We start from the raw sequence: 25,429 nt of genomic DNA, 5'->3' as shown, positions 1-25,429 counted from the left end.
ATTCCCGCCTTCGCGGGAATGACGATTCGGGGGGCGCTGCGGGTCTGTCTCCGGCTGGCGCTTGTCCACTTTCCCCGGGCAGCAGTGCGCCTGCGCGGGGATGACGCGGTAGAGAGCGTGGCTCATCGGCTGGCGGCTGACGCTGCAAAGTTTCCCGGACCGTCCTGCCGCCCACGCCACCTCATCCGCCGGCACGCGCCATGAAAAAGGCGCCCCGGTGGGGCGCCTGCCTGCGGTGGCGGCGCCGGGAGGCGCGCCGCCATCGTCACCTTCAGCGCTTGCCGCCGCCGGAACTGCCGGTCGAGGACCCCGGCGCGCCCGCGCTGCTGCTGCCGGCCGAGCCTATGGAGGTGGCCGAGCTGCCGCTGCCCTTGGCGGCGCCGCCGGCGCTGGCGGTCGTGCCCGTGGAGGCCGGCCCCGTCATGCCGCTGTTCAGGCTGCTGCTGCCGCTGGGCAGGCCCGCGGCCTTGCCGCCGCCGCTGGAGGCGCTGCCGGAAGCACTCGTGCCGCTGCTGCCGGCCGACCCGGCGCCGCTGCTCTTGGACGCGGTGCTGCCGCTGCCGCCCGCGGTGGTCAGCCCCGCCGCGGAGGAGCTGCCCGTGCCGCCGGAGCCGCTGGAGGCCAGGCTGGAGGACGAGGACTTGCCGCTGCCGGACGTTTCCGCCGTGGACAGGCTGGAGCCCATGCCCGCGCCCGTGCTGCCGCCGCCGGCCGTCAGCGACGAGCCGCTGCCACTGCCCAGACCGGCGCCGGACGTGCCGCTGCCGCCTGTGGCGCTGCTGCCCGTGCCGCCGCCGCTGCTGCCGGTGGCCCCCATGCTGCCGGCGGACAGGCCGCCGGAGCCGGAGGCGCCGCTGCCCGTGCTGCCCAGGGCGCGGTCGCCGTCACTGCCGCGGCTCAGGTCCGAGGTGCCGGCGCTGCTGTCCAGCGAGGACAGGCTGGCCCCCATGCCGGCGCTGCTCTGGCTCATGCCGCCGGTGGAGGAGGCGCTGGCCTGGCCCCCGGCCGAGCCGGACTGCGAGCCCATGGTGCCCGGCGTGCCCTGGTTGCCGAAGCGCTCGGCGCCCAGGCCAGCGGAGGCCGCGCCCAAGCCGCCGCCCGCGCTCTGGCTGCTGGTGCTGTGCGTGCTGCTGCCACCGCTGCTCATGGGGCTGGCGCTGCCGTGCAGGCCGCTGCCGCTTGGCAGGCTGCCGCCGCCTTGCGAGCCGGTGCCGCCCTGCGAAGCGCTGCCTTGCTGCCCGGTGCGGCTGGAGCGCCACTGGCTGAACTCGTCGCTGAACCGCTTGTAGCGGTCCTGGCGCCAGCTGCGGTAGTCGTCGTCCAGGCTGCGCATCTGCTCGGTGCGCCACTGCTGGTACTCGGGGTCGAAGTGCTCGTCATGCGAGCCCTGGCCGCCTTGCGAGCCGTGCTGGCTGCCCTGGGACACCGTGCCTTGCGGGCCGCCGTAGCCGCGGCCTTGCGAGCCTTCGAAGCCCTGCGAGCCCAGGTTTGAGCCGCCGCCCTGCTGGTGCAGGTTGCCGCTGAACTGGCTGGCCTGGTGGCTGCCGCCGCCGTAGCTGCTGGGCGAGGGGCCGCCTTGCTGGCCGCCGCCGGACTGGCTGTGCTGGTTGTTGCCCTGGTAACTGCCTTGGTAGCCGCCCTGGTGGCCGCCTTGCAGGGAATGCGAGCCGTAGTCCGTGCCCTGGCGGGGGCTCGTAAAGCCTTGGCCTTGGCCGCCGCGCATGTCGTCGCCATAGCCGCCTTGCTGGCCGCTGGAGCCGGACTGGCTGTGCTGGCCGCCCTGGCCGCTCCAGGAACCGCCCTGGCCCTGCTGGCCTCCCATGCCGCCGGACTGGCTGTGCTGCGGGTTGCTGCCGAAGCCGCCCTGGGTGCCGTAGCCGCCGCCGGCCTGCGTGTGCTGGCCGCCGTAGCTGCCGGACTGGGTGGGGCCCTGCTGGCCACCGCCGAACCGGCTGCCCTGCTGCTGGCCGCCGTACTGCCCGCCGCCCAGGTCATTGCTCAGCTGCTGCTGGCCGCCGGAGCGGTTTTCATTGATGCCGGGGCCGTAGGTGCTGCCCTGCAGCCCGCTGCCGTAGCCGCTGTGGTGGCTGCCCGTGCCCAGGCCGGGAGCGCTGCGCATGTCGTCGCCGTAGCCGCCCTGGGGGCTGCTGTGCGGGCCGCCGTGCTGGCCGCCGCCGCCCAGGATGGCCGCCTGCATGCCGCCCTGGCGGCTGCCGCCTTGTCCGCCCTGGCCGCTGTAGTCGCCGCCCGTGCCGCCGCCCATGCCGCTGTGCTGGCTGCCCCACTGGCCGGACTGCTGGTTGCCGCCCCAGGCGCCGCTCATGGAGCCGCTCTGGCCGCCGGTGAAGCTGGTGGCGTGCTGGCCGCCGCCGAAGCCGCCGCCGGACTGGCTTTGCTGCGTGCTGAAGCCCGTGCCGGACTGGCCGGACTGGCCCCATTGCCGGCCTTCCTCGCCGCCCTGGGTGTGCTGGTAGCCGCCGCCGGACTGGCTGTGCTGCCCGCCCTGGTAGCCGCCGTAGCCGCCTTGGGCGCCGTAGCCGCTGCTGCCCATGCCGCCGCGCATGTCGTCGGCATAGCCGCCCTGGTTGCCGCCGTGCTGCTGGCCCGGGTTGGCGCCCTGGCCCTGGCTGTACTGCCCGCCGCCCTGGCGGCTCCAGTCCTGCTGCGATGGCTGGCCGTCCTGGTGCGAGGACGCCTGGCTGTGCTGGTTGCCGTAGATGCTGGACGCGCCGGCCTGCTGGCCCCAGTCACGCTGCGGCGCCCACTGGCCGCCTTGCTGGCCGCTGGAGCCGGACTGGCTGTGCTGCCCGCTGCCCTGGCCCTGGTAGCTGCCCTGGAAGCTGCCTTGATGGCCGCCCTGCATGGAGTGCGAGCCGTAGTCGGTGCCCTGGTGGCTGCGGCTTTGCAGGCCCCAATCGCCGCTTTGCTGGCCGGGCAGGCTGCCGCCTTGCGCATGCTGGCCGCTGCCCTGGTAGCTGCCTTGGTAGGCGCCCTCATGGCCGCCGTGCAGGCTGTGGGCGCCGTACTCGGTGCCGCGGCCCTGCTGGCCGCCTTGCTGCTGGCGTCCCCAGTCGCCTTGCTGGTGCTGCTGGTTGCCTTGCAGGCCGCCCTGGTCGGTGGGGCCCAGGCGTCCCAGGCCGCTGCCGAAGGGGCTGCCCTGCTCGTGGGAGCCGCCGCCCCAGTGCTGCGCCTGCTGCTGCGCGCCGAAGTCGCTGCGGCCGCTCCACTGGTCGCTTTGCGAGCCGCCGTAGTTGGCGTCATTGCCCATGCCGCGGCCGTAGGCGCCGCCTGCCATGTCCTGGGCGCTGACCTGGCGGCCGCCGTTGTAGTCGCCGTAGGTGCTGCCGGCGTCGGTGCGCTGGCCGGCGCTGTAGCCACCCTGTTCGTGCTGCCGGTGGCCTTGACCCGACCGGCCATCCTCGCTGCCGCGGGTGTCTTGCCGGCCGGATTGGTCGTGCTGGCTCATGTGCTGTCCTTTCATGGTTGCGCTTCGCTACCGACCTCGTGGCTTTGCACGTCCGCCGGGCTTGCAACGCGGCGGGGAAAGCCTGTCAGTCCCGGGAATCCGGCAAGCCCTGTTCCCAGGGTTGGTGTGGCGCCGACGCCACGGGCAGGGAGCCTCCTCCCCGAAAGGGGCGGGGCTTCCCTGAGGCACCAGCGGGTTCCTGATGGGGGCTGCGTAGGGATACGGGGGGAGGCGGCGCGCCGCCGCGTCAGCGCTGAAGCTTTTGCAGCGCCTGCTGGCAGCCGGCCTTGTCCTTTTCGCCCATGTCCATGAGCGGCAGCACGGCGGCCAGCGGGTTGACCATGGCCAGCGCCGCGGCGGCGCCCAGCTTCAGCGCCAGGCGCCCCTTTTCCAGCCGCACGTTGGGCTGCGCGAAAGTGCCTTCTATGTGCACGGGCGAGCGCAGCGTCAGCGGCGAGAAGTCCTTGGGCCGTGCGGCCACGGTGAGGGCCAGGCGCTCCTGGGCCAGCGAGATTTCGCCGTCGGCCACGATGGTGGAGTCGCTGGTGTCGAACACGGCGGCCTGCGGGCGCACCAGGCCGTCCTGCACCTGCACGCGCACCAGGGCGCAGTTGAGCGGCAGCCGCTTGTCCCCTGAGAGCGCCACGCCCAGGGCTTGCGCCAGGTCCAGGCCCAGCGCTTCCATGACCAGGTGCGACAGCGTGCCCTTGCGTATCCACAGGTCCATGCCGCCGTCCAGCGAGCCCAGCATGGCGGCGGTGGAGCGGCCGGCGCCCTGCAGCTTGGCCTGCCCGCCCAGGATGCCGCTGACGTAGCCCGGCGCGGGCTGCTCGCCGCCGCGGTGCTCGGCGGCGGTGGGATTGCGCGGCTTGACGAAGCGCTCCAGCTGCACGTCGGACCAGCGCAGGTCGGCCTTCCACAGCGGCTGCTTGGGCCGCGAGTCCAGCGCGATGGCGCCGCGCATCTCGCCGCCGGCCGTGCGGGCCACGAGGTCCTGCAGCGTGAGCACGCGGTCCTTGAGCAGGATGCGGCCCTGCAGCGGCTTGAAGTCCTCCAGCGCGCCCGTGCCCAGGTCGGCGTTGGCGAGGTCCACGCGCACGTCGGCCTGCATGGCGCCCAAGGAGGGCAGGTCGAATTCCTTGTCCGGCAGCACGCGCTGGCGCGGCGTGCCCTTGGGCCGCGGCGTGGGCGCGCCTGAGCCCTGGGCCGCGCTGCCCAGGGCCGGCGCCAGGTCCGACAGCGCCAGCCGCTCGCCGGCCAGGGTGCCGGCCAGGCGCGGCGGTTTGACACCGGTGTCGAAGTCGAAGTCGCCGTGCAGGCGGCTGGTGCCCACGGTGAAGGAGGCGACGGCGGCATGCCACAGCGCCTCCTGCTTGCTGACCTTGCCCCGCATCTCGAAGGGGCCCGTGGTGGGCAGCGTGAGGCTCAGGAAGCCGCCCGCGCCCGCCAGCGACGCGCCCTTGAGATGGAAGTCGGCCTCCAGCGCGCGCAGCGACATGAGGTCGGCCACGCGGCCGTCCAGGTCCACCAGGGTTTGCGCCGCTTCCACGTGCAGTTTCACGGGCACGGGCTGCGCGTTGGCGCCGCCGACCAGGGGCAGCACGCCACCGGCTTCCAGGCGGGCCTGCAGCGGCTGGTTGCGCCAGCGGCCCGTGGCCTCAGCGCGCAGCCCGGCGTTGGCGCCGCCGGCGCTGCCCTCGTCGGTGCTGAGCTGGCCGTCCACGCTGAGGTCGTGTTGCGCGTCCTCCATGCGCAGCCGGCCCTGGCGCACCTGCAGCTCGCCGAAGCGGGGCAGCGGGATGGGCTCCTTTTCCGCGGTGTCCGGCTTGGGCGGTTTGGGCGGGCCGAACTTGAAATTGGCGCGGCCGTCCTCGGCTTGGGCCAGGTTGGCCTCCAGCGTCTGCACGGTGAGGGCGGTGATGTCCACGGCCTCCAGGCCTTCGCCGCGGCGCAGCGCGAACAGCGAGGCGTAGGGGACGGCCACGCGCACGTCGGTGGCGTGCAGCAGGGGGCGGGGGTTTTTCTGCTCGTCCAGCAGCACGGGCTGGCCCGGGGGCGAGCCCAGGAAAATTTCGCTGCACGCCAGGCGCACCGAGCCCAGCAGGTGCAAGCGGAACGCGGGCCCGCAGCGCACCTCGCGCTGCAGCGCGGTGGACAGGCGGCTTTGCAGCGGGTCGCGCAGGAAGCGCCAGCCCAGCGCTTCGCACAAGGCCAGGGCCAGGACGATGAACGCCAGCGCGCCCAGCAGCCAGCGGCCGGCGCGGCCGATGCGGAATGCGGTTGCCATGGGTGTGCTTCGGCAAGCTCCATGCCGCGCGGGCCTGCCCGCCCTCCGCCGGGAATAGGCCTTGCCGTCGTGAGCCCCAGGCTTTTCCTGGAGGTGCAGGCCATGACCGAAGTGCGCAAGGGGCAGACGCCGCCCATGCTGGAGCGGGCCGCTTTCGGCGAGCGCTTCCGGCACAACTTCTTCGATCCGGCGTTTCGCGCCGAGGACGCGGCCATCGCGCGGCTGGAGGAGATCGCCTGGCAGGCCTACCAGGAAGGGCGCAAGGCGCCGCTGTCCTCGCCGGCGGGGCCGGGTTTCGCCGATCCCGCTTACGAGCTGTCGGACGAGTGGCGGGCCACGCGCGAGCGGCTGCACGCCGCGCAGGCGCGGCAGCGCGATGGGGCGGCGCCGTCGCGGGTGCTGCTGATCTGCGCCTCGCCGCGCAACGACGGCACCTGTCCGGGCGAGCAGTCCAAGACGCACCGCCTGACGCTGCTGGCCAGCGAGGTGCTGTCGGCCGCCGGGGTGCAGCCGGACCTGCTGGACCTGAGCCTGATGACCTCGCAACCCGGGCTCAAGATTCATCCGTGCAAGGGCTGCGTCTCCACCGCCATGCCGCTGTGCCACTGGCCGTGCTCGTGCTACCCGAACCACTCGCTGGGCCAGGTGGGCGACTGGATGGCCGAGATTTATGAGCGCTGGGTGGCGGCGCACGGGGTGCTGATCGTCACGCCGGTGCACTGGTACCAGGCCACCAGCCCGTTGAAGCTGATGATCGACCGCCTGGTGTGCGCCGACGGCGGCAACCCGGACCCGACCAGCACCGGCGGCAAGGACCCGGCCAAGGCCAAGGCGCTGGAGCTGGAGGGCTGGCCTTATCCCAAGCACCTGGACGGGCGCGCCTATGGGCTGGTGGTCCATGGCGACGTGGCCGGCATCGAGGGCGTGCGCCGCGCGCTGGCGGACTGGCTGGACTGGATGGGCTTGATTGCCGTGGGCCCCGAGGCGCGGCTGGACCGCTTCATCGGCTACTGGGAGCCCTACGCCACCAGCCACGACAGCCTGGACGCCGACACCGCCGTGCAGGAGGAGGTGCGCAACGTGGCGCGGGCGCTGGCGCAGGGCATAGGCGACCTGCGCGCGGGGCGGCTGTCGGTGCCGGGAGCGGCTTTGAAGCATCCGCGGCCCAAGTAGGCTGCTGCGCCCCCGGCCTGGCCAGCAGGCGGACGTGGATTCAACTCAGGAAAGCCGGGGGAGGGAAAGGGGGGAGAAAAGGGAGGGGAAAAAGGGAGGGAGAGGGAGAAGGGAGGGGTCCGAAAAGGACCCCGGGCCCGAAGCCGCCATATTGGGGAAGGAGGGGAGGGAGACTGGCAGCGACGGTGTTTGCGCCCGGGGCTGAACACTTATAGAGCACAGCACGTGCCCATATCCAGCCCCCTGTTCTCGATCGCCATTCGGCGCGTTGGCAGAAGGGTGAATTTCCGTCTGATGCGCTTTTTGGGCGTGCGCGGCGGTGCGGCCGGACTGCAGCGCCCGGTGTTTTTTGCCGGGGGTCGGCAAAGCCGGGAGCAGTGAAGGGTGGGGCTGGCAAGAACTGCTGGCGCCGGTTCTTGCATAGGTCATGGTTGGCCTGTGCAGCGGGCAAGTGGCTTGCAAGAATGCGCGCCCGCCTTCTGTCCGGAGCGAAACATGAATGCCGAAACCATTGCCGCCTTGTCCTGGCGGTTGGGCGAGCTGCCCGTGACGCCGCCGCCCGACGCCCCGCCGCGCGGGCCGGCGCGGCCGGCCGAGGAGCCGGAACCGGACGAGCCCCCGCGCGAAATCGACGACCCGCCCCCGGGCGACGCGCCGCTGCAGGACCCGCATACGCCCCGCCCGCTGCTGCACTGATCGTGCGGCCGCCGGCGCCCTTGAACCCCTGAACAGCGCCCTTCGTGGGCGCTTGTTGCTTCAATTGACCTGCCGCTGCCGGCGGCAGACTGTGCGCTCCGATGTAGTTTTTTGGAAAAGAGCGCGCGCGATGGACATGCCTGCCCTGCACGTGGACTGGGAAACCGGTCAAGGCGAAATCGACATGGCCCGCCTGGCGGACATGCCCGCGGCTTTCCGCCGCGACGTGCTGCGCGACTGGCAGCGCCAGATCGAACAGGCGCTGTTCCGCGCCGAGGACGAGCTGCAGCCCGCCAAGCGCACCGATGCGCTGCACGACCAGCGGTTCCAGAACGCGCGCCGGCGCGCCATGTGCGAGCGGCTGTCCGGCGCCCACGTGCTGCTGGCCGAGCCGCTGGTCAACGGCGACGTGCTGCTGCACCTGCGAGGCGGCGACACGGTGGTGATGTTCGCGCGGCACGAGGACGTGAAGTTCAACGTCGTCCGTGACGCCGACCGCGCCCGCCACTTCGCCTCCACCGACAACACCGGCGACTACTACGTGCGCGAGGACTACGCGGCGGCGTGAGCCGCGTTCACGTCGGCTTGGCCACCATCAGGTAGAAGACGGCCACCATGGCCAGGAAGGCCGGCACGCCCAGCGCCGTCCAGATCTTGAGCAGTTGGAAATAGCGCGGCGGCAGGGGCTGGTTGTGCGTGGCCGCGGCCTGGGCCAGGGCGCGCATGCGGATCTGGATCCACACCACCGGCAGCCAGCAGGCGCCGGCCAGGACGTACAGCACCAGGGTCCAGAAGATCCACGGCGTGGTGAGCGGGATGCCGGCCAGGTGCGCCATGTACCAGCCGCTCAGGGGCTGGAAGACGATGGTGGTGGTGGTGAACAGCCAGTCCGCCAGCACCACGTAGCGCACCACCACGGCGGCGGCGCGCGCGTCGCGCGTGAGGCTGGTGAAGAACATGTAGTAGGCCGATCCCAGCCCGGTGCCGAACAGCAGCGTGCTGGAGAGGATGTGCAGCCACTTGGCGACGAGGTATTCCATCAGCGGGCCTCAGGGGCGGGTGGGGGCGTCCTGTCGCGCGGATCGCCGGGCTCCAGCGCCGCCAGCAGCGCCAGCGCGGCCAGGATGGGCAGGTTCTTGCTCAGCGGCCCATAGGGGTGCAGCCAGAATTCCGGCAGCCGCCAGGTGATCAGCGCCGTGTAGAAGGCGATGAGCAGCGCCTGCGCCGCCCACAGCCGGCGCCGCGCGCGCGGGCGCAGCGGCCACACCGTGAGCACGCCCAGCAGCAAATCCAGGCCGCAGGCGCCGTAGAGCATGAGCGGCTGCAGCGCGGGCGGCACGCCGGTGCGGCCGAGCAGTTCATAGCTTTCCTGCACCGGGTACAGGCCGAAGGACACCACGGCCGTGATCAGCCACACCAGCGCCAGCGACAGCCGCAGCAGCGGCAGCGTCCAGGCCAGCCGCGCGTGGGCGCGGGCCGCGTCGGCGCGGCCGCGGGGGATGAAGTCGCGCGGCGGGCGCGGCGCGCGGTCCAGCAGCGCGGTGATGCCGTCGGCCGGCGCGGCGTTGCCCTGTTGCAGCATGTCCCAACTGTCGGCGTCCAGCAGCGTGCTGCCCAAGGCGCCGGCCACGCGCGCGCCCAGGGCGCCCAAGGGGGCGGGCACGCGCAGCACGGGCGCGCGCGGCAGGCCTTGCGCGGCGCGCAGCGCCTGCAGGTACTCGGCGAGCGGCAGCGGCTGCGGGCCGACCAGGGGGATGCGGCGTCCGCTCCATCGCGCGACGGGGGCGCGCAGCAGGGCCACCACGGCGGCGACGGCGTCGTCCACGTGCACGGGCTGCAGCGGGCCGCTGCGCAGCAAGGCCAGCAGCGGCAGGCTGGCCAGCGAGAGGAAGAAGCGGGCGCTGGGCCCGTCCTCGCCGAACACCAGCGAGGGCTGCACGACCGTGGCGTCCAGCGGCAGGGACAGCAACGCCTCGTCCGCGGCGTGCTTGCTGCGCTGGTAGGCGGTGGCGCCGGCCTGCACGCCCAAAGCCGAAATCTGGATGACGCGGCGCACGCCGGCCTGGGCGCAAGCCTGGAACAGCGCGGCGGGGGCGCGGTGGTGCAGGGCGTCGAAGGTCTGCGAACCCGACTCGCGAAAGATGCCCACGGCGTTGACCACCGCATCCACGCCCTGCAGGTGCGCCAGCCACTGCGCGGGCGTGGTGGCTTGGGTGAAGTCCAGTGCGAGCCACTGCAGCCGTGCGGGCTCAGGCGTGGAAGGCCGGGCGTGGCGCGCGACGGCGACGACGTGGTGCCCCGCCTCCAGCAGGGCCTGGCGCAGCCGGCTGCCCATGAAGCCGCTGGCGCCGGTGAGCAGCACTTTCATTCCTGTGGATCTGGGTTGAGCCCGGGGAACGGCGCTTGCCGAGTTGGGCCAGCCGTTTTGGCAATCAGCATTCCCCAATCAAGGCAGAGGTGGCTTCCATGGGCCTGACATCCCGATTCCTGATGAACACGGCGCAACGCGCGATCAAGGACGGCCTGCTGGCCGCGGCGCTTTCCGGCGGCACCATGGCGGTGGGCAGCAAGAAGGACAGCGGCAGCGCCGTCGCCGCGGTGAACGCCCCGGCGCACTTGGTGCACGGCGAAGAATCCCTGCGGCGCGAGGACGTTTCCACCAGGCACACCCTGGTGGGCGCGGCCGTGCACACCGCCTCGGCCATGCTGTGGGCCGGCCTGTACGAGACGCTGCAGGCGCGCCGGCGCCGCCGTACCTTCACCGGCGCGGTGGTGGACGCCGCGGGCGTCGCGGCGCTGGCGGCGGTGGTGGATCTGAAGCTCGTCCCGGAGCGCCTCACGCCCGGCTTCCAGCACCGCATGAGCGACAAGAGCCTGCTCATGGTCTACGGCAGCTTCGCGCTGGGCCTGGCGTTGGGCGGGCTGCAGCGCATGCAGGACGCGCCCACCGTGTCGGACCTGAAGTGATTTGTGGGCGCCCCTCTTGAAGCTTGGGAGGAAGGCCCCATCTGAGGGGCCGCCCCGCGCTGGAGCGGGTGGACCCTCATCACAAGACCATGCAAAAACAGACGCTTTCGTTCCAGGCCGAGGTCAAGCAGATCCTGCACCTCGTCACGCACTCGCTGTACTCGAACAAGGAGATCTTTCTCCGCGAGCTGGTTTCCAACGCCTCTGACGCCTGCGACAAGCTGCGCTTCGAGGCGCTGAACAACAACGCGCTGTACGGCGACCAGCCCAACCTGGAAGTGCGGCTGAGCTTCGACGCCGAGGCGCGCACCATCACCATCAGCGACAACGGCATCGGCATGAGCGCCGAGGAGGCCACGGCCCACCTGGGCACCATCGCCAAGAGCGGCACGCGCGAGTTCATGGCCCGCCTGGAAGGCGACCAGAAGAAGGACGCCTCGCTCATCGGCCAGTTCGGCGTGGGTTTTTATTCCGGCTTCATCGTCGCGGACCGCATCACCGTGGAATCGCGCCGCGCCGGGCTGAGCGCCGAGGAAGGCGTGCGCTGGACCAGCGAGGGGGCCGGCGAGTTCGAGGTGGAGACCATCACCAAGGCCGGCCGCGGCACGGACGTGACGCTGCACCTGCGCGAGGGCGAGGAGGAGTTCCTCTCGGCCTGGAGGCTGAAGTCCATCGTCGGCAAGTACTCCGACCACATCTCGCTGCCCATCCTCATGCGCAAGGAGGTGTGGGACGCGGAGAAGAGCGCGCAGGTCGTCACCGACGAGTGGGAGACGGTCAACAAGGCCGCCGCGCTGTGGGCGCGCAGCAAGAGCGACGTGACCGACGCCGAGTACAAGGAGTTCTACAAGCAGCTCAGCTACGACAGCGAGCCGCCGCTGGCCTACACGCACAACCGCGTCGAGGGCCGCACCGAGTACACGCAGCTGCTCTACATCCCGGGCAAGGCGCCGTTCGACCTGTGGAACCGCGACAAGCGCGGCGGCGTGAAGCTCTACGTCAAGCGCGTGTTCATCATGGACGACGCCGAGGCGCTGATGCCGGTGTACCTGCGCTTCGTCAAGGGCGTGATCGACTCGGCCGACCTGCCGCTCAACGTCAGCCGCGAGCTGCTGCAGGAAAGCCGCGACGTGAAGGCCATCCGCGAGGGCTCGACCAAGCGCGTGCTGTCCATGCTGGAAGACCTGGCCGAGAACCAGAAGGAGCAGTACGCCAAGTTCTGGGAGCAGTTCGGCGCCGTGATCAAGGAAGGCGTCGGCGAGGACCAGGCCAACCAGGAGCGCCTGGCCAAGCTGCTGCGCTTCGCCTCCACGCATGCCGATACGGACGTGAGCTTCGCCGACTACGTCTCGCGCATGAAGGAAGGCCAGGAGGCCATTTACTACATCACCGCCGAGACGCTGGCCGCCGCCAAGAACAGCCCGCAGCTGGAGATCTTCCGCAAGAAGGGCATCGAGGTGCTGCTGCTGTCGGACCGGGTGGACGAGTGGATGCTCTCGCACCTGTACGAATTCGACGGCAAGCCGCTGCAAAGCGTGGCCAAGGGCGCGGTGGACCTGGGCAAGCTGCAGGGCGAGGAAGAGAAGAAGCACGCCGAAGAGGCGGCTGAAACCTTCAAGCCCGTGCTGGACAAGCTCAAGGAGACGCTCAAGGACCGCGCCAAGGACGTGCGCGTGACCACGCGCCTGGTGGAGTCGCCCGCGTGCATCGTGGTGGAAGAGGGCGACATGAGCGCGCACCTGGCCCGGCTGCTCAAGCAGGCCGGCCAGCAGGCTCCGAAGTCGCAGCCCATCCTGGAGGTCAACGCCGAGCACGCGCTGGTGAAGAAGCTGCAAAGCGACGAGGCGCGCTTCGAGGATCTGGCGCACCTGCTGTTCGACCAGGCCTGGCTGGCCGAAGGCGGCCAGCTCGACAACCCGGCCGAGCACGTGCAGCGCGTGACGCGGCTGCTGAGCGCGTGAGTTGACAGGGCCGCCTGAGCGGTCCTGTTCCTGAGAAGCGGGCCGCGCATGCGGCCCGTTTTGTTTGCACGTGCCCCTGATCACGGCCGACGCAAGCCTTGTAGGAGGCCCGCTGGCGGGCCTCCTACAGGCTGTTCGCCAGCCTCAGTACAGCTGCAGCGGCGGCTCCGCCATGGCCGCCAGTTGCTCGCGCAATTGCGAGGTCTGCTGCGACCAGTAAGCCCCGGTGCCGAAGAAGGGAAAGGCGGCGGGGAAGGCCGGGTCGCTCCAGCGCTCGGCCAGCCAGGCGCTGTGGTGGATCATGCGCAGCGTGCGCAGCGGCTCGATCAGCGCCAGCTCGCGCGCATCGAAGGGCATGAAGAGTCGGTAGCCCTGCAGGATCTGGTGCATCTGCGCCGCCATGGCCTGGGGCTCGCCGGAGAGCAGCATCCACAAGTCCTGCACCGCGGGGCCGGTGCAGGCGTCGTCCAGGTCCACCACGTGCGGGCCTTCGTCGCGCCACAGGATGTTGCCGGGGTGGCAGTCGCCATGCAGCCGCAGCCGGCGCACGGCGCCCACGCTGGCGAAGACTTCGCGCACGGCGGACAGCGCCGCGTCGCAGGTGCTGCGCCAGGCGGGCAACTGGTCCGGCGGGATGAAGTCGCCTGCTAGGAGGCGCTCGCGCGCGGCTTCGCCAAAGGTGGCCACGTCCAGGGAGCGGCGGTGCTTGAAGCCGGACTCCGCGCCCACGGCGTGCAGCCGGCCCAAGAAGCGGCCCAGCCACTGCAGCACCATGGGGTCTTCCAGGTCGGGGGCGCGGCCGGCGCGGCGCGGGCTGATGCTGTAGCGAAAGGGCTCGCCCTCCAGCGTGATCTGCGCCAGCGTGGGCGGCTCGCCCTGCAGCGTGATGGCGCCCTCGTCGCGGGGCACCAGCGCCAGGGGCGCCACCACCGGCACGTCGGCCGCGGCCAGTGCCAGGGCGAAGGCGTGCTCTTCCAGGATTTGCGCGTCGCTCCAGCGCTGGGGGCGGTAGAACTTGGCCACGACCACCGAGCCGTCCTCCAAGAAGACCTGGAAGACGCGGTTCTCGTAGGAGTTGAGTTGCAGCAGCCGGCCGTCGGGGTCCAGGCCGGCGGCGGCCACGGCGTCAAGTACGGATTCGGGTCGCAGTGCGGCGTAATGAGGCATGCGCACATGCTAGCCCCCGCCCTGGGGGGCTCCAGCCGGCAGGGCCAAGCGGGAAAGCGGGGAGAGCCGGCGCAAAAAGAAATGCCGGCGGCGCCGGCAAGTGGGGTGCGTTCGAACGTGCGCCTGACAGGCGCCGGCGCTCAGTTCGTGGCCGAGGCGCGGGGCAGCATCATGCGCCACCACTGCTGCACGCGAAGGGCCTGCAGCTTCACCTGGTAGTCGAACTCGCCGGCCTGCTGGGCCACCAGGGCGTCCATGCGCGACTTGGCGTCCTCCGCCGGCAGCCGCAGCAGGGCCTGGGCCTCGCCGCCTTCGCGTTCGATGCGGGCGCCGGCCTTGCGCGCGATGCGCAGCATGGGCGTGTTCTCGGTGAGGGCGTGGATGATCATCATCTCGGCGCCCCAGTTGCGCGCATGCAGCACGGCGCGGTCGAACAGCCGGCTGCCCCAGCCGCGGCCCCGCGCGCGCGTCGATACCGAAACGCCGAACTCCGCCATGGGCGCGCCGCCGTCGTGGCCGGCGATGTAGGCCAGGTGCGCCATGGCCACCAGCTCCAGCGCCTCGTCAAAGATGCCCACCACCTCGTCGCGGCCGAAGTCGATGCCGTCCACGTAGCGGCGCACCTGCTCGTCCGACGCGGCATAGCCGAAGCGCAGGTAGCGGTCGTTGTCGGAGAGCGCCAGCAGGTGCGCCACGATCAGCGACCGGTGCCGCACCGCCAGCGAGCGGATCGGCACCCAGGCCGGGCGCAGGGCGCCGGCAGAGTGTTGGATCGGCTGGGACGGACTGGCAGACATACGATGACTCCGGGTTTCCCCGATACAGAAGGCGCGATATTAGCCGATCCTCGGGAAAACCCTTGCCCAAACTTACGGGGAGTGTCAGCTTGCGTGAGGCTTGCACATTCCCCACGGTGCCAAGGATCGCGCTATACTCGCGGGCTTTCCTGTCAACGGCGGGGAAGTTGCGCCTGCTTTGCCGCTACTCATCGAGCGGCGTGGAGCATGAGTTTTGAGGTCGATCGGGCAACCGGCGACACCGGGGCCGAGCGCAACGCAAGCAGCCGTCACCGGATCGCCCAGCGTTTTTTGGGTGATCCCCAACCGAAAGACCCCCTCATGAAGACCTTCAGCGCCAAGCCGGCCGAAGTCGTGCACGAGTGGTTTGTGATTGACGCCACCGATAAGGTGCTCGGACGTGTCGCCAGCGAAGTGGCACTCCGTCTGCGCGGCAAGCACAAGGCCATCTACACGCCCCACGTGGACACCGGTGACTTCATCGTCGTCGTCAACGCAGACAAGCTGCGCGTGACCGGCAACAAGGCCAACGACAAGGTGTACTACCGTCACTCGGGCTTCCCTGGCGGCATCTACGCCACGAAGTTCAAGGACATGCAGGCCAAGCATCCTGGCCGCGCCCTGGAAAAGGCCGTCAAGGGCATGCTGCCCAAGGGTCCCCTGGGTTACGCCATGGTCAAGAAGCTGAAGGTGTACGGTGGTGCCTCGCACCCGCACACCGCCCAGCAACCCAAGGTCCTCGAGATCTAAGGAGCGGTGATGATCGGAGAATGGAACTACGGCACCGGCCGCCGCAAATCGTCGGTGGCCCGCGTGTTCATCAAGCGCGGCACGGGCCAGATCCTGGTCAACGGCAAGCCCGTCGACCAGTATTTCGGCCGTCAGACGTCGATCATGATCGTCAAGCAGCCCCTGATGCTGACGAACAACGGCGAAGCGTTTGACATCAAGGTCAACGTCGAAGGCGGTGGCGAATCCGGCCAGGCCGGCGCCGTGCGCCACGGCATCACCCGTGCCCTGATCGACTACGACGCGACGCTCAAGCCCGAGCTGAGCCGCGCCGGCTTCGTCACGCGTGACGCGCGTGAAGTCGAGCGTAAGAAGGTCGGCCTGCACGGCGCCCGCCGTCGCAAGCAGTTCAGCAAGCGCTGATCGCGGACCCAGCCGCCGCGCGGGGCCTGTTTTCAGGCCGCACGCGGCGCCAGGGCGGCGTGCCCTGCGATGTACACGCCCGCCAAGGCCGCTTCCGTTCACACGGGCGGCCTTTGCTGTTTGCGGCGTGCACGTTTGCGCGTGGCGCCGATTTGGCCTTTTTTGGCACGGTTGAATTGACGCTGTTGCCATGGCCGGCCGGGCGCATCGGGGACAATTCCCATGCGTTCCGTTTCAAATTTTCCAGGAGAGTCCCGCATGAGCGCAGTCGCCGAGCAAAGCACCGATCTCACCACCGACGGCATGCCCGCACCCATCGTCTTCACCGACAGTGCCGCGGCCAAGGTGGCTGACCTGGTGGCCGAGGAAGGCAACCCCGACCTCAAGCTGCGCGTGTTCGTCCAAGGCGGCGGCTGCTCAGGCTTCCAGTACGGCTTCACCTTCGACGAGCTGGTCAACGAGGACGACACCCAGATGCAGAAGAACGGCGTCACGCTGCTGATCGACGCCATGAGCCTGCAATACCTGATGGGCGCCGAGATCGACTACAAGGAAGACCTCCAGGGCGCCCAGTTCGTCATCAAGAACCCCAACGCCACCACCACCTGCGGCTGCGGCTCCAGCTTCTCGGCCTGAAGCGTCCCGCCTTCCGCACAAGACAAAGCCGCGCAAGGGCGGCTTTTTCGTGGGTGCGTGAAACGCGGGCCGCCCCGATGATGCGGGCCGCCGGCTTCAGGCTGGGTACAGCGCGCCCAACACGCGCAGGCCGCGCGCACCGGTGACTTCCACCCGGTTGCCGGCCAGGCGCTGCACGTGGGCCTGCGCCAGCCAGGCGAAGGCCGTGGCCTCGACGTGACTCACGTCCAGGCCGCGATCGCCGGTCGTGAGCACGGCCACGCCGGGCAGCAGGGCGCGCAGCCGCTGCAGCAGGTCCAGGTTGAACGCGCCGCCGCCGGCCACCAGCAGCTCGCGCGTGGCCGGGGCGTCCAGCCGCAGCGCGTCCGCCACGGTGCGGGCGACGAAGGCCGAGAGCGTGGCCTGCACGTCCTGCGGCGCCAGGGACGCGGGCAGGGCGGCCAGCTTGGCGTCCAGCCAGGCGAGGTTGAAATCGTCGCGGCCCGTGCTCTTGGGCGGGCGGCGGGTGAAGAAGGGTTCGTTCAGCAGGGCGCCCAGCAGCGCGGCATCGGCCTGGCCGCCGGCGGCCCAACGGCCGGCGTCGTCGAAGGCATGGCCCAAGTGGCGCTCGCACCAGCCGTCCAGCAGCGCATTGGCCGGGCCGCAGTCGAAACCCAGGATGCCGCCGCCGCTGCGCAACAGCGTGACGTTGGACTGGCCGCCCAAATTGAGCACGGCCACGTCGGCGCCGGGCTGTGCGAACAGCGCCTGGTGGAACGCGCACACCAGCGGCGCGCCCTGGCCGCCGGCAGCCACGTCGCGGGTGCGGAAGTCGCAGACCACGTCCAGGCCGGTGAGCTCGGCCAGCAGGGCGCCGTTGTGCATCTGCAGCGTGTAGCCCAGGCCGTCATGCAGGCCCGGCTGGTGGCGCAGCGTCAGGCCGTGGGCGCCTATGGCGCGCACGGCGGCGGGAGACAGGTCGGCCTGCGCCAGCAAGGTGCGCACGACCTCGGCTTCCAGCACGGACAGCGCGTTGGCTGCCAGCGCCGAGCGGTGCAGCTCATCCGCGCCGCTGCGGTTGAGGGCCAGGGCCTCGGCGCGCATGGCGGGCGGCAGCGGGCTGTGGGTGTGCGCCAGCACGCACAATGCGGCGCCCGAAGATTGGGCGGAGAAGTCCACCAGCACGCCATCGACTCCGTCCAGCGAGGTGCCGGACATCAAGCCGATGTAGAGCGCCGGCGCGGCGGCACCCAACGCGGTATCGCTCACTCGTCGTTGACGGCGCCCACGCTGCGCGCGGCGGCGATCTGCGTGCGCGCGGCGCTGGCGAGTTGCTGCATCTCGGCGCGCGACACCGGCGGCATGTTGCTCTGCGTGGCCTTGGCCACCTGCAGCGGGTCCTGGTAGACGCCGTTGATGCGGAATTCGAAGTGCAGGTGCGGGCCCGTGGCCCAGCCCGTGGCGCCCACGGCGCCCACGCGGTCGCCCTGGGTGACATGCTCGCCCTTGCGCACGTCGATGCGGCTCAGGTGCGCGTACAGCGTGCTGCGGTTCTCCGGGTGCTGGATTTCCACCACGTTGCCGTAGCCGTTCTGCCAGCCGGCGTAGCTCACCGTGCCGTCGCCCACCGTGCGCACCGCCGTGCCCACGGGCGCGCCATAGTCCACGCCCTGGTGGGCGCGCATGGTCTGCAGGATGGGGTGCATGCGCATGGCAAAGCCCGAGGTCACGCGCGAGAACTCCATGGGGCTGGCCAGGAAGCTGCGGTGCTTGGGCTTGCCGTCCAGGCCCACGTAGGCGCCGCGGCCGCTGGCATCGCGCACCCACATGCCCTGGTAGGTCTGGCCGTCGTTGACGTACTCGGCCGCCAGCAGGTGGCCCGCGCCCTCGTTCCAGTTGATGGGCTCGCCGTCGGCGGTCAGCGTCTCGTAGACGACGCTGAAGGTGTCGCCCTTCTTGATCTCGCGGTGGAAGTCCACCTCGTCCGAGAACATCTTGGAGAGCTGCGAGGCGATGGCGTCCGGCAGCCCGGCGTCGTCGGTGGCGGCGAAGAGCGAGCCGCTCACCGTGCCGCTGCCCATGCGCACCTGCGACTCCAGCTTGGCCAGCTCGCGCGTCACGCGCCAGCCACCCTTGTCGTCGCGGCGCATCACCACGCGGGTGAAGTGCGTCTCCAGCAGCTCCTTGCGCGGCGCGGGCATGCGTGCCACCAGCTCCGACAGACGGCCGCTCTCGTCGGCCAGGGCGCGGAACAGGCGCGGCACCCGTGCGTCCAGCAGGTCGCGCAGGTCACGATTGCGGTGCAAGAAATTGCGCGCCGATGCGTCGCTCACGCCCAAGCGGGTCAACAGGCTGTCGGCCGTGTCGTTGCGGCGGCCCTCGGTGCTGCGATAGAGCTCCAGGCGGTGGTCGGCCAGCGCTTCGAGCTGCTCGTGCACGGGCAGAGGCTGCACGGCCTCGCTGACGGTCTGTTGAGGAATTTCAGTGCCCGGCGCGGTGGGCGAGGCCACACCGAATGCCGTCGCGGCGAAACCCGCCAGCGAAACGAGCACGCCCGCGGCCATGGCACGCGGGTGTCGTTGAGCAAATTTGTGCGCGTCCTCGGCCGCGCGGGAGAGCCATTCCGTCATCTGAACTTCAATGCCGGGCAGGCGCCCGCTAAGTTTGCAGCACGGAAATGAGACTGGCTGCAGGTGTCTGAGAAAACCTACAGAGCTAATCGCTAGAATTGCGACTTCGTCTGCAAGTTGTACGTCTAGAGTTGCCGACTTGAGGCAACGGCGCGGAGTATAACCACCGCGTGACGGGCACTTACATTCAAAAATCTTGCAATTCATAGTGCCATGTCAGAAAACGTGACGCCTGCCACGCCCCCGGCAACCCCGACTTACCCGGTGACGGAAGAAGTGCGCGCCGCGCTGGCCGTGACGCTGCGAGGGTGTGAGGAGTTGTTGCCCCAGCCCGAGTGGACGGCCAAGTTGGCGCGCTCCCAGGCCACAGGCGTGCCGCTGCGCATCAAGCTGGGCCTGGACCCGACGGCGCCGGACATCCACCTCGGCCACACCGTGGTGCTGAACAAGTTGCGCCAGCTCCAGGACCTGGGGCACCAGGTCATCTTCCTGATCGGCGACTTCACCTCGACCATCGGCGACCCGTCCGGCCGGAACACCACGCGCCCACCGCTCACGCGCGAGCAGATCGAGACCAACGCGCAGACTTATTACAAGCAGGCCAGCCTGGTGCTGGACCCGGCGCGCACCGAGATTCGATACAACTCCGAGTGGTGCGACGCGCTGGGTGCGCGCGGCATGATCCAACTGGCTGCCCGCTACACCGTGGCGCGCATGATGGAGCGCAACGACTTCGCCGAGCGCTTCAAGGCCGGCACGCCCATCAGCGTGCACGAGTTCCTGTATCCGCTGATGCAGGGCTACGACTCCGTGGCGCTGAAATCCGACCTGGAGCTCGGCGGCACCGACCAGAAGTTCAACCTGCTCGTGGGCCGCGCGCTGCAGGCCGAGTACGGCCAGGAGCCCCAGTGCATCCTGACCATGCCGCTGCTCGAAGGCCTGGACGGCGTCGAGAAGATGTCCAAGAGCAAGGGCAACTACATCGGCATCAGCGAGCCGGCCAACGCCATGTTCGCCAAGCTGCTGTCCATCAGCGACACGCTGATGTGGAAGTATTTCCAGTTGCTGAGCTTCCGTTCCGAGGCGGAGATCGCGACGCTCAAGGCGCAAGTGGAGGGCGGTCGCAATCCGAAGGACGCCAAGGTGCTGCTGGCCAAGGAGATCACCACGCGCTTCCATTCGGCCGCCGCGGCCGAGGCGGCCGAAGCCGACTTCAACAACCGCGCGCGCGGCGGTATTCCGGACGACGTCCCGGAAGTCACCCTTTCCGGCGCCCCGCTGGGCATTGGTGCGCTGCTCAAGCAGGCCAACCTCGTGGCCTCCGGCAGCGAGGCCATGCGCATGGTCGAGCAGGGCGGCGTGCGCGTGGACGGCAACGTCGTGAGCGACAAGGGCCTGAAGCTGGACGCCGGCACCTTCGTCCTGCAGGTGGGCAAGCGCAAGTTCGCCCGCGTCACGCTGGCTTGAGACGGCTCCAAGAAGGCAGCCCCAAGCCTCAAAGCCCGGAGGCCGCGCGTTTGCCGTGAGCCGCGGGCGCGCATGAAACCCGCAGCGTCCCGCGGCCGGCGCGCGCGCACGCTGAGAATCACGCCATGCAGGTCAGCAGCTATCTGAAGATTTCGGTGGGCGTGGCGGTGGTCACCATCGCCCTGAAGACGCTGGCGTGGTGGTTCACCGGCTCGGTGGGCCTGCTGTCGGACGCACTGGAGTCGCTGGTCAACCTGGCCGGCGCCAGCTTCGCGCTGGCCATGGTCACGCTGGCCGCGCAGCCGCCGGACGAGGAACACCCTTACGGCCACCACAAGGCCGAGTACTTCTCCAGCGGCTTCGAGGGCGTGCTCATCCTCGTGGCGGCGCTGGCCATCGTCTACGCCGCCGTGCAGCGGCTGCTGCACCCGCAGCCGCTGGAAGGGCTGGGCGCGGGCGTGCTGCTGTCCGTGGTCAGCTCCGCGCTCAACGGCGTGCTGGCCTGGGCCATGCTGCGCAAGGCGCGCGAGCACCGCTCCATGGCGCTGGAGGCCGATGCACGCCACCTCTTCACCGACGTGTGGACCTCCGCCGGCGTGGTGGGCGGCCTCATCGCCGTGCACTTCACCGGCTGGCTGTGGCTGGACCCGGTGCTGGCCATAGGCGTGGCGCTGAACATCGTGCGCGAGGCGCTGTCGCTCCTGAGGCGTTCGGCCGATGGGCTGATGGACCACGCGCTGGACCCGCAGGACCAGGCCCGCATCGACGCGACGCTGCAGCGTTTCCGCAGCCCGCAGGTGCGCTTCGACCACGTGGCCACGCGCCGCGCCGGCCAGCGCCGCTTCGTGGACCTGCACCTGCACCTGCCGGCCGAGTGGCCCCTGGGCCGCGCCGCAGCCATGCGCGGCGACGTGGAGCGCGCCCTCATGGACGCCGTGCCGGGCCTGCGCGCCAGCATCCAGCTGCTGTCCAGCGACGTGGAGGCGCAGGACGTGATGGACGAGCAAAGGAGCGTGGCTTCGTGATCGCCTTGATTCAGCGCGTGCACCGCGCCCGCGTGCAGGTGGCCGGCGACACCGTGGGCGAGATCGCCCAGGGCCTGCTGGTGCTGGTGTGCGCCCAACCCGCGGACGGCGAGGCGCAGGCCGTGAAGCTGGTGGACAAGCTGCTGAAGCTGCGCGTGTTCAGCGACGAGGCCGGCAAGATGAACCGCAGCGTGCAGGACGTGGGCGGCGGCCTGCTCATCGTTTCGCAGTTCACGCTGGCGGCCGACACCAGCGGCGGCAACCGGCCGAGCTTCACTGGCGCGGCGCCGGCCGAGCTGGGCCGGCAGCTCTACGGGCGCGTGCTGCAGCTCGCGCGCGAACGGCACCCGCAGGTGGCCGCCGGCATCTTCGGCGCGGACATGCAGGTGGAACTGGTCAACGACGGGCCGGTGACCATTCCCATGCACATCGCCTGACGAGGAACGTCCCTGAAGCGGACGTGAAAAAGCCGCCCGCGGGCGGCTTTGCTCATGGGAGACGCGTAGGCGGGGATCAGTCCGCGTACTGCCCAGCCGCCTTGATGACCGGCCCCCACTTGGCGATCTCGTCGCCCACGAACTTCTTGTGCTCGGCCGGGCCGGTGCGCGCGTCGCTCACGACGACGGCGCCCAGCTCCTCCTCGCGCTTGACGAAGCCCGGGTCCTTGAGCGCCGTCTTGAGCGCGGTGTTGAGCTTGTCCGCCACGGCCTTGGGCGTGCCCTTGGGCGCGTACAGCCCGTGCCAGATGCTGACGTTGAAGCCCTTGAGGCCGGACTCGTCCAGCGTGGGCAGCTTGGCCAGCGTCGGCGTGGCCAGCCGCTTGGGCGTGGTCACGGCGTAGGCCTTGACCTTGCCGCTGGCGATCTGCGCGGTGGTGTTGGTGGTCTGGTCGCACATCAGGTCCACCTGGCCGCCCATGAGGTCGGTCATGGCCGGGCCGGTGCCCTTGTAGGGCACGGTGGTCATTTCCATCTTCAGGCTTTGCTGGAACAGCAGCCCGCACAGGTGCGAGGCCGCACCCAGGCCCGCGTGCGCCAGGTTGACCTTGCCCTGGTTGTCCTTGAGCCACTTGGTGAGCTCGCCCCAGTTGTTGGCCGGCAGCCCGGGCTTGCCGATGACGGTCATGGGCACTTCGTTGATGAGGCCCAGGTACTCGAAGTCCTCCAGCGGCTTGAAGCTCAGGCTGCGGTACAGCGCGGGCGCGGTCGCGATGCCGATGTGGTGCAGCAGCAGCGTGTAGCCGTCCGGCGCAGCCTTGGCCACCTTGGCCGTGCCCAGCGTGCCGCCGGCGCCGCCCACGTTCTCGATGACGATGGTGGCCTTGAGCGGCACGCGCAGCGCCTCGGCCAGGTCGCGCGCCACCTTGTCGGTCGGCCCGCCCGCGGAGAAGGGCACGACGATGGTGATGGGCTTTTCCGGGTACTCCGCCAGCGCGGCAGAAGCGGCGACCAGCGCCGCGGTGGCGAACAGGATTTTTTTCATCGGGACTACCTCAAGGTGGAACTGCAGGCTATCCGCGGCGGCGGGTGCCGCCAAGCGGGCTGGGCTGCGTATCGGCCAGGTGCTCCGAGGACTTAAGAACCGTTACTCGTAACGGCGGCCGTCCTCAATGACTTTGCCGTCGTCTGGGAGGCTGCCCGGTGCGCAGAGTTCCACTTCGGCGCGCAGCTTCGTGACTTCCCTCACGCTGGCCGCAAGCTGCTGCGCCAACTCTCCGGCCGGTGCCTGCGCCTGCGGTATTTCCACGCGCAGCAGCAGCCGCTCGGCCGCGGGCTCGCCGCTGACCACCAGCCGCAGCCGCCCAAGCCCCGGGTGGCGCTGCGCCACCTGCGCCAACTGCCCCGGATGGACGAACATGCCGCGCACCTTGGTGGCCTGGTCCGCGCGGCCCAGCCAGCCGCGCAGCCGCACGTTGGTGCGCCCGCTTGGGCACCCGCCCGGCAGCACGGCGGAGAGGTCGCCGGTGCCAAAGCGTATGAGCGGGTAGTCCGGGTTGAGGGTGGTGACGACGACCTCGCCGATGTCGCCCGGCGCCACGGGCTCGCTGCCACCGGGCTGGACGATTTCCACGATCACGCCCTCGTCCACCACCAGCCCCTCGCGCGCCTCCGTCTCGTAGGCGATGAGCCCCAGGTCGGCCGTGGCGTAGCACTGGAAGGCCTGCACGCCGTGCCCGGCGAAGAAGGCGCGCAGCGAGGGCGGACAGGCCTCGCCGCTGACCAGCGCCTTCACCAGGGCGGGCAGCGCGATCCGCTGTTCGGCCGCGCGCTCCAGCAGGATCTTCAGGAAGCTGGGCGTGCCGACGTAGCCGTGCGGGCCCAGCTCGGCCATGGCCTGCAACTGCAGCTCGGTGTTGCCTACGCCGCCGGGAAAGACGGTGCAGCCCAGCGCGTGCGCGCCGGTTTCCATGATGGAGCCCGCCGGCGTGAGGTGGTAGCTGAAGCTGTTGTGCACCAAGTCGCCGCTTCTGAACCCTGCCGCGAACAGCGCCCGCGCCATGCGCCACCAGTCCGGCGCCTGGCCCTCGGGCTCGTAGATCGGCCCGGGCGACTGGAACACGCGCCGCGCACCCTGCGGCCGCGCCAGCCCGCGCCAGCCCACGGTGGTGAAGCCGCCGAAGGGGTCGCCATGGCGGCGCTCGCGCTGGCGGCGCAGCAGCTCGGACTTGCGCAGCACGGGCAACTGCGCGAGTGCCGCGCGGCTGGTGACCTCGCGCGCGTCCACGCCGGCCAGCAGCTCGGCCGCGGCGCTGCTGTGCGCCTGGGCCTGCGCCACCACGCCGGGCAGCGCGGCCAGGAGGGCCGCCTCGCGCGCGGCCGGCTCGCGCGTTTCCAGCGCGTCGTAGAAGTCAGTCATCACGGTCCCCCCAGCGTGCGAGCTCGCGCTTGAGCTCGGCGACGAAGTCGCGCAGCGCGGCATGGTCTTGAATGCTTTTTTCCACCCATTGCGGGCTGCGCGCCGGCTGGCGCACGCGGGCCGCCCGCAGTTGCGCGCCGTCGAGCCACACGCGGGCGATGGGCTGGCCGCGGCGCTCGAAGCGGCCTTCGCGCTCGGTGAGCCCCAGGCCGCGCAACTCGCGTTTCAAACGCTGCAGCCCCTCGTCGGCATGGAAGGGCGGTGGGGCGAAGAGGTCGTCGCTCATGGCTTTACCCCGGTGCATCAAGCCAGCCAGCGCTTGCGGCGCTTGTAGCTCTTGACGTCCTTGAAGCTCTTGCGGTCGCCGCCGCCCATGCCCAGATAGAACTCCTTGACGTCCTCGTTCTCGCGCAGCGCTGCCGCCGCGCCGTCCATCACCACGCGGCCGTTTTCGAGGATGTAGCCGTGGTCGGCGTAGGTCAGCGCCATGTGCGTGTTCTGCTCGGCCAGCAGAAAACTCACGCGCTCGCGCTGGTTGAGGTCGCGGACGATGGAGAACACCTCCTCCACGATCTGCGGCGCCAGGCCCATGGACGGCTCGTCCAGCAGCACCATGCGCGGCTCGGACATCAGCGCGCGGCCGATGGCGCACATCTGCTGCTCGCCGCCGGAGGTGTAGGCGGCCTGCGAGTGGCGGCGCGTCTTCAGGCGCGGGAAGTAGTCGTAGACCTTTTCCAGCGTGCGCGCGACGGCCGCCTTGCCGTCGGTGCGCGTGTAGGCGCCGGTGAGCAGGTTCTCCTCGATGGTGAGGTGGGCGAAGCAGTGCCGCCCCTCCATCACCTGCACCACGCCGCGGCGCACCAGCTCCGCCGGCGAGAGCGCCTCGATGCGCTGCTCGCGCAGCGTGATGGCGCCCTTGGTCACCTCGCCGCGCTCGCCGCGCAGCAAATTGGAGACGGCGCGCAGCGTGGTGGTCTTGCCCGCGCCGTTGGCGCCCAGCAGCGCCACGATGGCGCCCTCGTCCACGCGCAGCGAGACGCCCTTGAGCACCAGGATCACCTGGTTGTAGATGACCTCTATGCCGTTGACGTCCAGCAGCGGCTGGGCGCCGGGCGCCGCGGCGGCGGCCGGCATGGAGGTGGCGGCGGCAGCAGGAAGCATGGGCTGGGC

Annotated in this window: 23 protein-coding genes; 11 read left to right on the top strand and 12 right to left on the bottom strand. The window is 70.5% G+C overall.

Going from position 1 to position 25,429, the window contains the following annotated elements:
* Nucleotides 1-271: 271 nt before the first annotated feature.
* Nucleotides 272-3,466 (bottom strand): hypothetical protein, encoded by a 3,195-nt coding sequence (locus tag ALA01S_RS32560; RefSeq protein ID WP_066332225.1) that lies wholly within the window; start codon nt 3,464-3,466, stop codon nt 272-274.
* Nucleotides 3,467-3,713: 247 nt separating this feature from the next.
* Nucleotides 3,714-5,753, bottom strand: a complete 2,040-nt coding sequence (locus tag ALA01S_RS03815; protein ID WP_066332222.1) for an AsmA family protein — start codon at nt 5,751-5,753, stop codon at nt 3,714-3,716.
* 102 nt (nt 5,754-5,855) lie between these two features.
* Here ALA01S_RS03815 and ALA01S_RS03810 point away from each other — a divergent pair, with 102 nt between their 5' ends.
* From ALA01S_RS03810 to ALA01S_RS03800, 3 genes are all read left to right on the top strand, one after another.
* Nucleotides 5,856-6,926 carry a flavodoxin family protein gene (locus tag ALA01S_RS03810; RefSeq protein WP_066332219.1) on the top strand — a complete coding sequence of 357 codons (1,071 nt, stop codon included), beginning with the start codon at nt 5,856-5,858 and terminating at the stop codon, nt 6,924-6,926.
* A 495-nt stretch (nt 6,927-7,421) separates the two neighbouring features.
* Nucleotides 7,422-7,622, top strand: coding sequence for a hypothetical protein (locus ALA01S_RS03805; RefSeq protein ID WP_066332217.1), 201 nt, complete (start codon nt 7,422-7,424; stop codon nt 7,620-7,622).
* Nucleotides 7,623-7,752: 130 nt separating this feature from the next.
* On the top strand, nt 7,753-8,190 hold the full coding sequence (locus tag ALA01S_RS03800) for a hypothetical protein (protein WP_066332216.1): 438 nt from the start codon (nt 7,753-7,755) through the stop codon (nt 8,188-8,190).
* A gap of 7 nt (nt 8,191-8,197) precedes the next feature.
* Here ALA01S_RS03800 and ALA01S_RS03795 read toward each other — a convergent pair whose 3' ends face one another.
* Nucleotides 8,198-8,662: a DUF2269 family protein gene (locus tag ALA01S_RS03795; RefSeq protein WP_066332215.1), complete on the bottom strand. Its 465-nt coding sequence runs from the start codon at nt 8,660-8,662 to the stop codon at nt 8,198-8,200.
* Nucleotides 8,662-9,990: an SDR family oxidoreductase gene (locus ALA01S_RS03790; RefSeq protein ID WP_066332213.1), complete on the bottom strand. Its 1,329-nt coding sequence runs from the start codon at nt 9,988-9,990 to the stop codon at nt 8,662-8,664. Before ALA01S_RS03790 ends, ALA01S_RS03795 begins: the two co-directional genes overlap by 1 nt.
* A gap of 122 nt (nt 9,991-10,112) precedes the next feature.
* On the opposite strand from ALA01S_RS03790, the gene ALA01S_RS03785 reads away from it, so the two are divergent.
* Together ALA01S_RS03785 and htpG are read left to right on the top strand one after the other, a co-directional pair.
* Complete coding sequence (locus ALA01S_RS03785) at nt 10,113-10,589, top strand: hypothetical protein (RefSeq protein WP_066332210.1); 477 nt, start codon at nt 10,113-10,115, stop codon at nt 10,587-10,589.
* Nucleotides 10,590-10,678: 89 nt separating this feature from the next.
* Nucleotides 10,679-12,550, top strand: a complete 1,872-nt coding sequence (htpG, locus tag ALA01S_RS03780; RefSeq protein ID WP_066332207.1) for a molecular chaperone HtpG — start codon at nt 10,679-10,681, stop codon at nt 12,548-12,550.
* A 144-nt stretch (nt 12,551-12,694) separates the two neighbouring features.
* On the opposite strand, the gene ALA01S_RS03775 is transcribed toward htpG, so the two are convergent.
* Together ALA01S_RS03775 and ALA01S_RS03770 are read right to left on the bottom strand one after the other, a co-directional pair.
* Nucleotides 12,695-13,717, bottom strand: coding sequence for a serine/threonine protein kinase (locus tag ALA01S_RS03775; RefSeq protein WP_066332205.1), 1,023 nt, complete (start codon nt 13,715-13,717; stop codon nt 12,695-12,697).
* A gap of 140 nt (nt 13,718-13,857) precedes the next feature.
* Entirely contained in the window at nt 13,858-14,514 is a 657-nt protein-coding gene (locus tag ALA01S_RS03770; protein WP_066332203.1) for a GNAT family N-acetyltransferase, read from the bottom strand.
* A gap of 321 nt (nt 14,515-14,835) precedes the next feature.
* On the opposite strand from ALA01S_RS03770, the gene rplM reads away from it, so the two are divergent.
* The 3 genes from rplM (at nt 14,836) to erpA (ending at nt 16,302) form a co-directional block, all read left to right on the top strand.
* The gene (gene rplM / locus ALA01S_RS03765) at nt 14,836-15,264 is read left to right on the top strand and encodes a 50S ribosomal protein L13 (RefSeq protein WP_066332201.1); all 429 of its coding nucleotides are present in this window, start codon (nt 14,836-14,838) and stop codon (nt 15,262-15,264) included.
* Nucleotides 15,265-15,273: 9 nt separating this feature from the next.
* Nucleotides 15,274-15,666 (top strand): 30S ribosomal protein S9, encoded by a 393-nt coding sequence (gene rpsI, locus ALA01S_RS03760; RefSeq protein ID WP_066332199.1) that lies wholly within the window; start codon nt 15,274-15,276, stop codon nt 15,664-15,666.
* Between the two features lie 258 nt (nt 15,667-15,924).
* Complete coding sequence (gene erpA, locus ALA01S_RS03755; protein WP_066332197.1) at nt 15,925-16,302, top strand: iron-sulfur cluster insertion protein ErpA; 378 nt, start codon at nt 15,925-15,927, stop codon at nt 16,300-16,302.
* A gap of 96 nt (nt 16,303-16,398) precedes the next feature.
* Here the strand turns inward: erpA and ALA01S_RS03750 are convergent, their stop codons facing one another.
* Entirely contained in the window at nt 16,399-17,550 is a 1,152-nt protein-coding gene (locus tag ALA01S_RS03750) for an anhydro-N-acetylmuramic acid kinase (RefSeq protein ID WP_259375501.1), read from the bottom strand.
* Nucleotides 17,547-18,911, bottom strand: coding sequence for a M23 family metallopeptidase (locus tag ALA01S_RS03745; RefSeq protein ID WP_066332195.1), 1,365 nt, complete (start codon nt 18,909-18,911; stop codon nt 17,547-17,549). Before ALA01S_RS03745 ends, ALA01S_RS03750 begins: the two co-directional genes overlap by 4 nt.
* Before the next feature lie 213 nt (nt 18,912-19,124).
* Between ALA01S_RS03745 and tyrS the strand changes: the two genes are divergently transcribed.
* The 3 genes from tyrS to dtd all read left to right on the top strand — a co-directional run bounded on the left by tyrS (nt 19,125) and on the right by dtd (nt 21,840).
* On the top strand, nt 19,125-20,378 hold the full coding sequence (gene tyrS / locus ALA01S_RS03740; RefSeq protein WP_066332193.1) for a tyrosine--tRNA ligase: 1,254 nt from the start codon (nt 19,125-19,127) through the stop codon (nt 20,376-20,378).
* A gap of 125 nt (nt 20,379-20,503) precedes the next feature.
* Nucleotides 20,504-21,403 (top strand): cation diffusion facilitator family transporter, encoded by a 900-nt coding sequence (locus ALA01S_RS03735; RefSeq protein ID WP_066332191.1) that lies wholly within the window; start codon nt 20,504-20,506, stop codon nt 21,401-21,403.
* A complete protein-coding gene (gene dtd / locus ALA01S_RS03730; protein WP_066332189.1) occupies nt 21,400-21,840 on the top strand; it encodes a D-aminoacyl-tRNA deacylase in 441 nt (146 codons plus the stop codon). The genes ALA01S_RS03735 and dtd overlap by 4 nt, the downstream gene beginning before the upstream one ends.
* Before the next feature lie 76 nt (nt 21,841-21,916).
* On the opposite strand, the gene ALA01S_RS03725 is transcribed toward dtd, so the two are convergent.
* The 4 genes from ALA01S_RS03725 to ALA01S_RS03710 all read right to left on the bottom strand — a co-directional run bounded on the left by ALA01S_RS03725 (nt 21,917) and on the right by ALA01S_RS03710 (nt 25,393).
* The gene (locus tag ALA01S_RS03725; RefSeq protein ID WP_066332186.1) at nt 21,917-22,885 is read right to left on the bottom strand and encodes a tripartite tricarboxylate transporter substrate-binding protein; all 969 of its coding nucleotides are present in this window, start codon (nt 22,883-22,885) and stop codon (nt 21,917-21,919) included.
* A gap of 102 nt (nt 22,886-22,987) precedes the next feature.
* On the bottom strand, nt 22,988-24,259 hold the full coding sequence (locus ALA01S_RS03720; RefSeq protein WP_066332184.1) for a phenylacetate--CoA ligase family protein: 1,272 nt from the start codon (nt 24,257-24,259) through the stop codon (nt 22,988-22,990).
* Nucleotides 24,252-24,545, bottom strand: a complete 294-nt coding sequence (locus tag ALA01S_RS03715) for a hypothetical protein (protein ID WP_066332183.1) — start codon at nt 24,543-24,545, stop codon at nt 24,252-24,254. The genes ALA01S_RS03720 and ALA01S_RS03715 overlap by 8 nt, the downstream gene beginning before the upstream one ends.
* Nucleotides 24,546-24,562: 17 nt before the next feature.
* A complete protein-coding gene (locus ALA01S_RS03710; protein WP_066332265.1) occupies nt 24,563-25,393 on the bottom strand; it encodes an ABC transporter ATP-binding protein in 831 nt (276 codons plus the stop codon).
* Between the last annotated feature and the right edge of the window lie 36 nt (nt 25,394-25,429).

The sequence above is a fragment of the Azohydromonas lata NBRC 102462 genome, from assembly GCF_001571085.1.
GTDB classification, from domain to species: Bacteria; Pseudomonadota; Gammaproteobacteria; order Burkholderiales; family Burkholderiaceae_C; genus Azohydromonas; species Azohydromonas lata.
Note: the sequence above shows the minus strand (reverse complement) of the source record. Positions and strands in the feature narration are given on the sequence as shown.

Coding starts and splice junctions, on each gene's coding strand:
- ALA01S_RS32560 (WP_066332225.1), bottom strand. CDS start 3,466: ATGAGCCAGCACGACCAATCCGGCCGGCAAGACACCCGCGGCAGCGAG.
- ALA01S_RS03815 (WP_066332222.1), bottom strand. CDS start 5,753: ATGGCAACCGCATTCCGCATCGGCCGCGCCGGCCGCTGGCTGCTGGGC.
- ALA01S_RS03810 (WP_066332219.1), top strand. CDS start 5,856: ATGACCGAAGTGCGCAAGGGGCAGACGCCGCCCATGCTGGAGCGGGCC.
- ALA01S_RS03805 (WP_066332217.1), top strand. CDS start 7,422: ATGAATGCCGAAACCATTGCCGCCTTGTCCTGGCGGTTGGGCGAGCTG.
- ALA01S_RS03800 (WP_066332216.1), top strand. CDS start 7,753: ATGGACATGCCTGCCCTGCACGTGGACTGGGAAACCGGTCAAGGCGAA.
- ALA01S_RS03795 (WP_066332215.1), bottom strand. CDS start 8,662: ATGGAATACCTCGTCGCCAAGTGGCTGCACATCCTCTCCAGCACGCTG.
- ALA01S_RS03790 (WP_066332213.1), bottom strand. CDS start 9,990: ATGAAAGTGCTGCTCACCGGCGCCAGCGGCTTCATGGGCAGCCGGCTG.
- ALA01S_RS03785 (WP_066332210.1), top strand. CDS start 10,113: ATGAACACGGCGCAACGCGCGATCAAGGACGGCCTGCTGGCCGCGGCG.
- htpG (WP_066332207.1), top strand. CDS start 10,679: ATGCAAAAACAGACGCTTTCGTTCCAGGCCGAGGTCAAGCAGATCCTG.
- ALA01S_RS03775 (WP_066332205.1), bottom strand. CDS start 13,717: ATGCCTCATTACGCCGCACTGCGACCCGAATCCGTACTTGACGCCGTG.
- ALA01S_RS03770 (WP_066332203.1), bottom strand. CDS start 14,514: ATGTCTGCCAGTCCGTCCCAGCCGATCCAACACTCTGCCGGCGCCCTG.
- rplM (WP_066332201.1), top strand. CDS start 14,836: ATGAAGACCTTCAGCGCCAAGCCGGCCGAAGTCGTGCACGAGTGGTTT.
- rpsI (WP_066332199.1), top strand. CDS start 15,274: ATGATCGGAGAATGGAACTACGGCACCGGCCGCCGCAAATCGTCGGTG.
- erpA (WP_066332197.1), top strand. CDS start 15,925: ATGAGCGCAGTCGCCGAGCAAAGCACCGATCTCACCACCGACGGCATG.
- ALA01S_RS03745 (WP_066332195.1), bottom strand. CDS start 18,911: ATGACGGAATGGCTCTCCCGCGCGGCCGAGGACGCGCACAAATTTGCT.
- tyrS (WP_066332193.1), top strand. CDS start 19,125: ATGTCAGAAAACGTGACGCCTGCCACGCCCCCGGCAACCCCGACTTAC.
- ALA01S_RS03735 (WP_066332191.1), top strand. CDS start 20,504: ATGCAGGTCAGCAGCTATCTGAAGATTTCGGTGGGCGTGGCGGTGGTC.
- ALA01S_RS03725 (WP_066332186.1), bottom strand. CDS start 22,885: ATGAAAAAAATCCTGTTCGCCACCGCGGCGCTGGTCGCCGCTTCTGCC.
- ALA01S_RS03720 (WP_066332184.1), bottom strand. CDS start 24,259: ATGACTGACTTCTACGACGCGCTGGAAACGCGCGAGCCGGCCGCGCGC.
- ALA01S_RS03715 (WP_066332183.1), bottom strand. CDS start 24,545: ATGAGCGACGACCTCTTCGCCCCACCGCCCTTCCATGCCGACGAGGGG.
- ALA01S_RS03710 (WP_066332265.1), bottom strand. CDS start 25,393: ATGCCGGCCGCCGCCGCGGCGCCCGGCGCCCAGCCGCTGCTGGACGTC.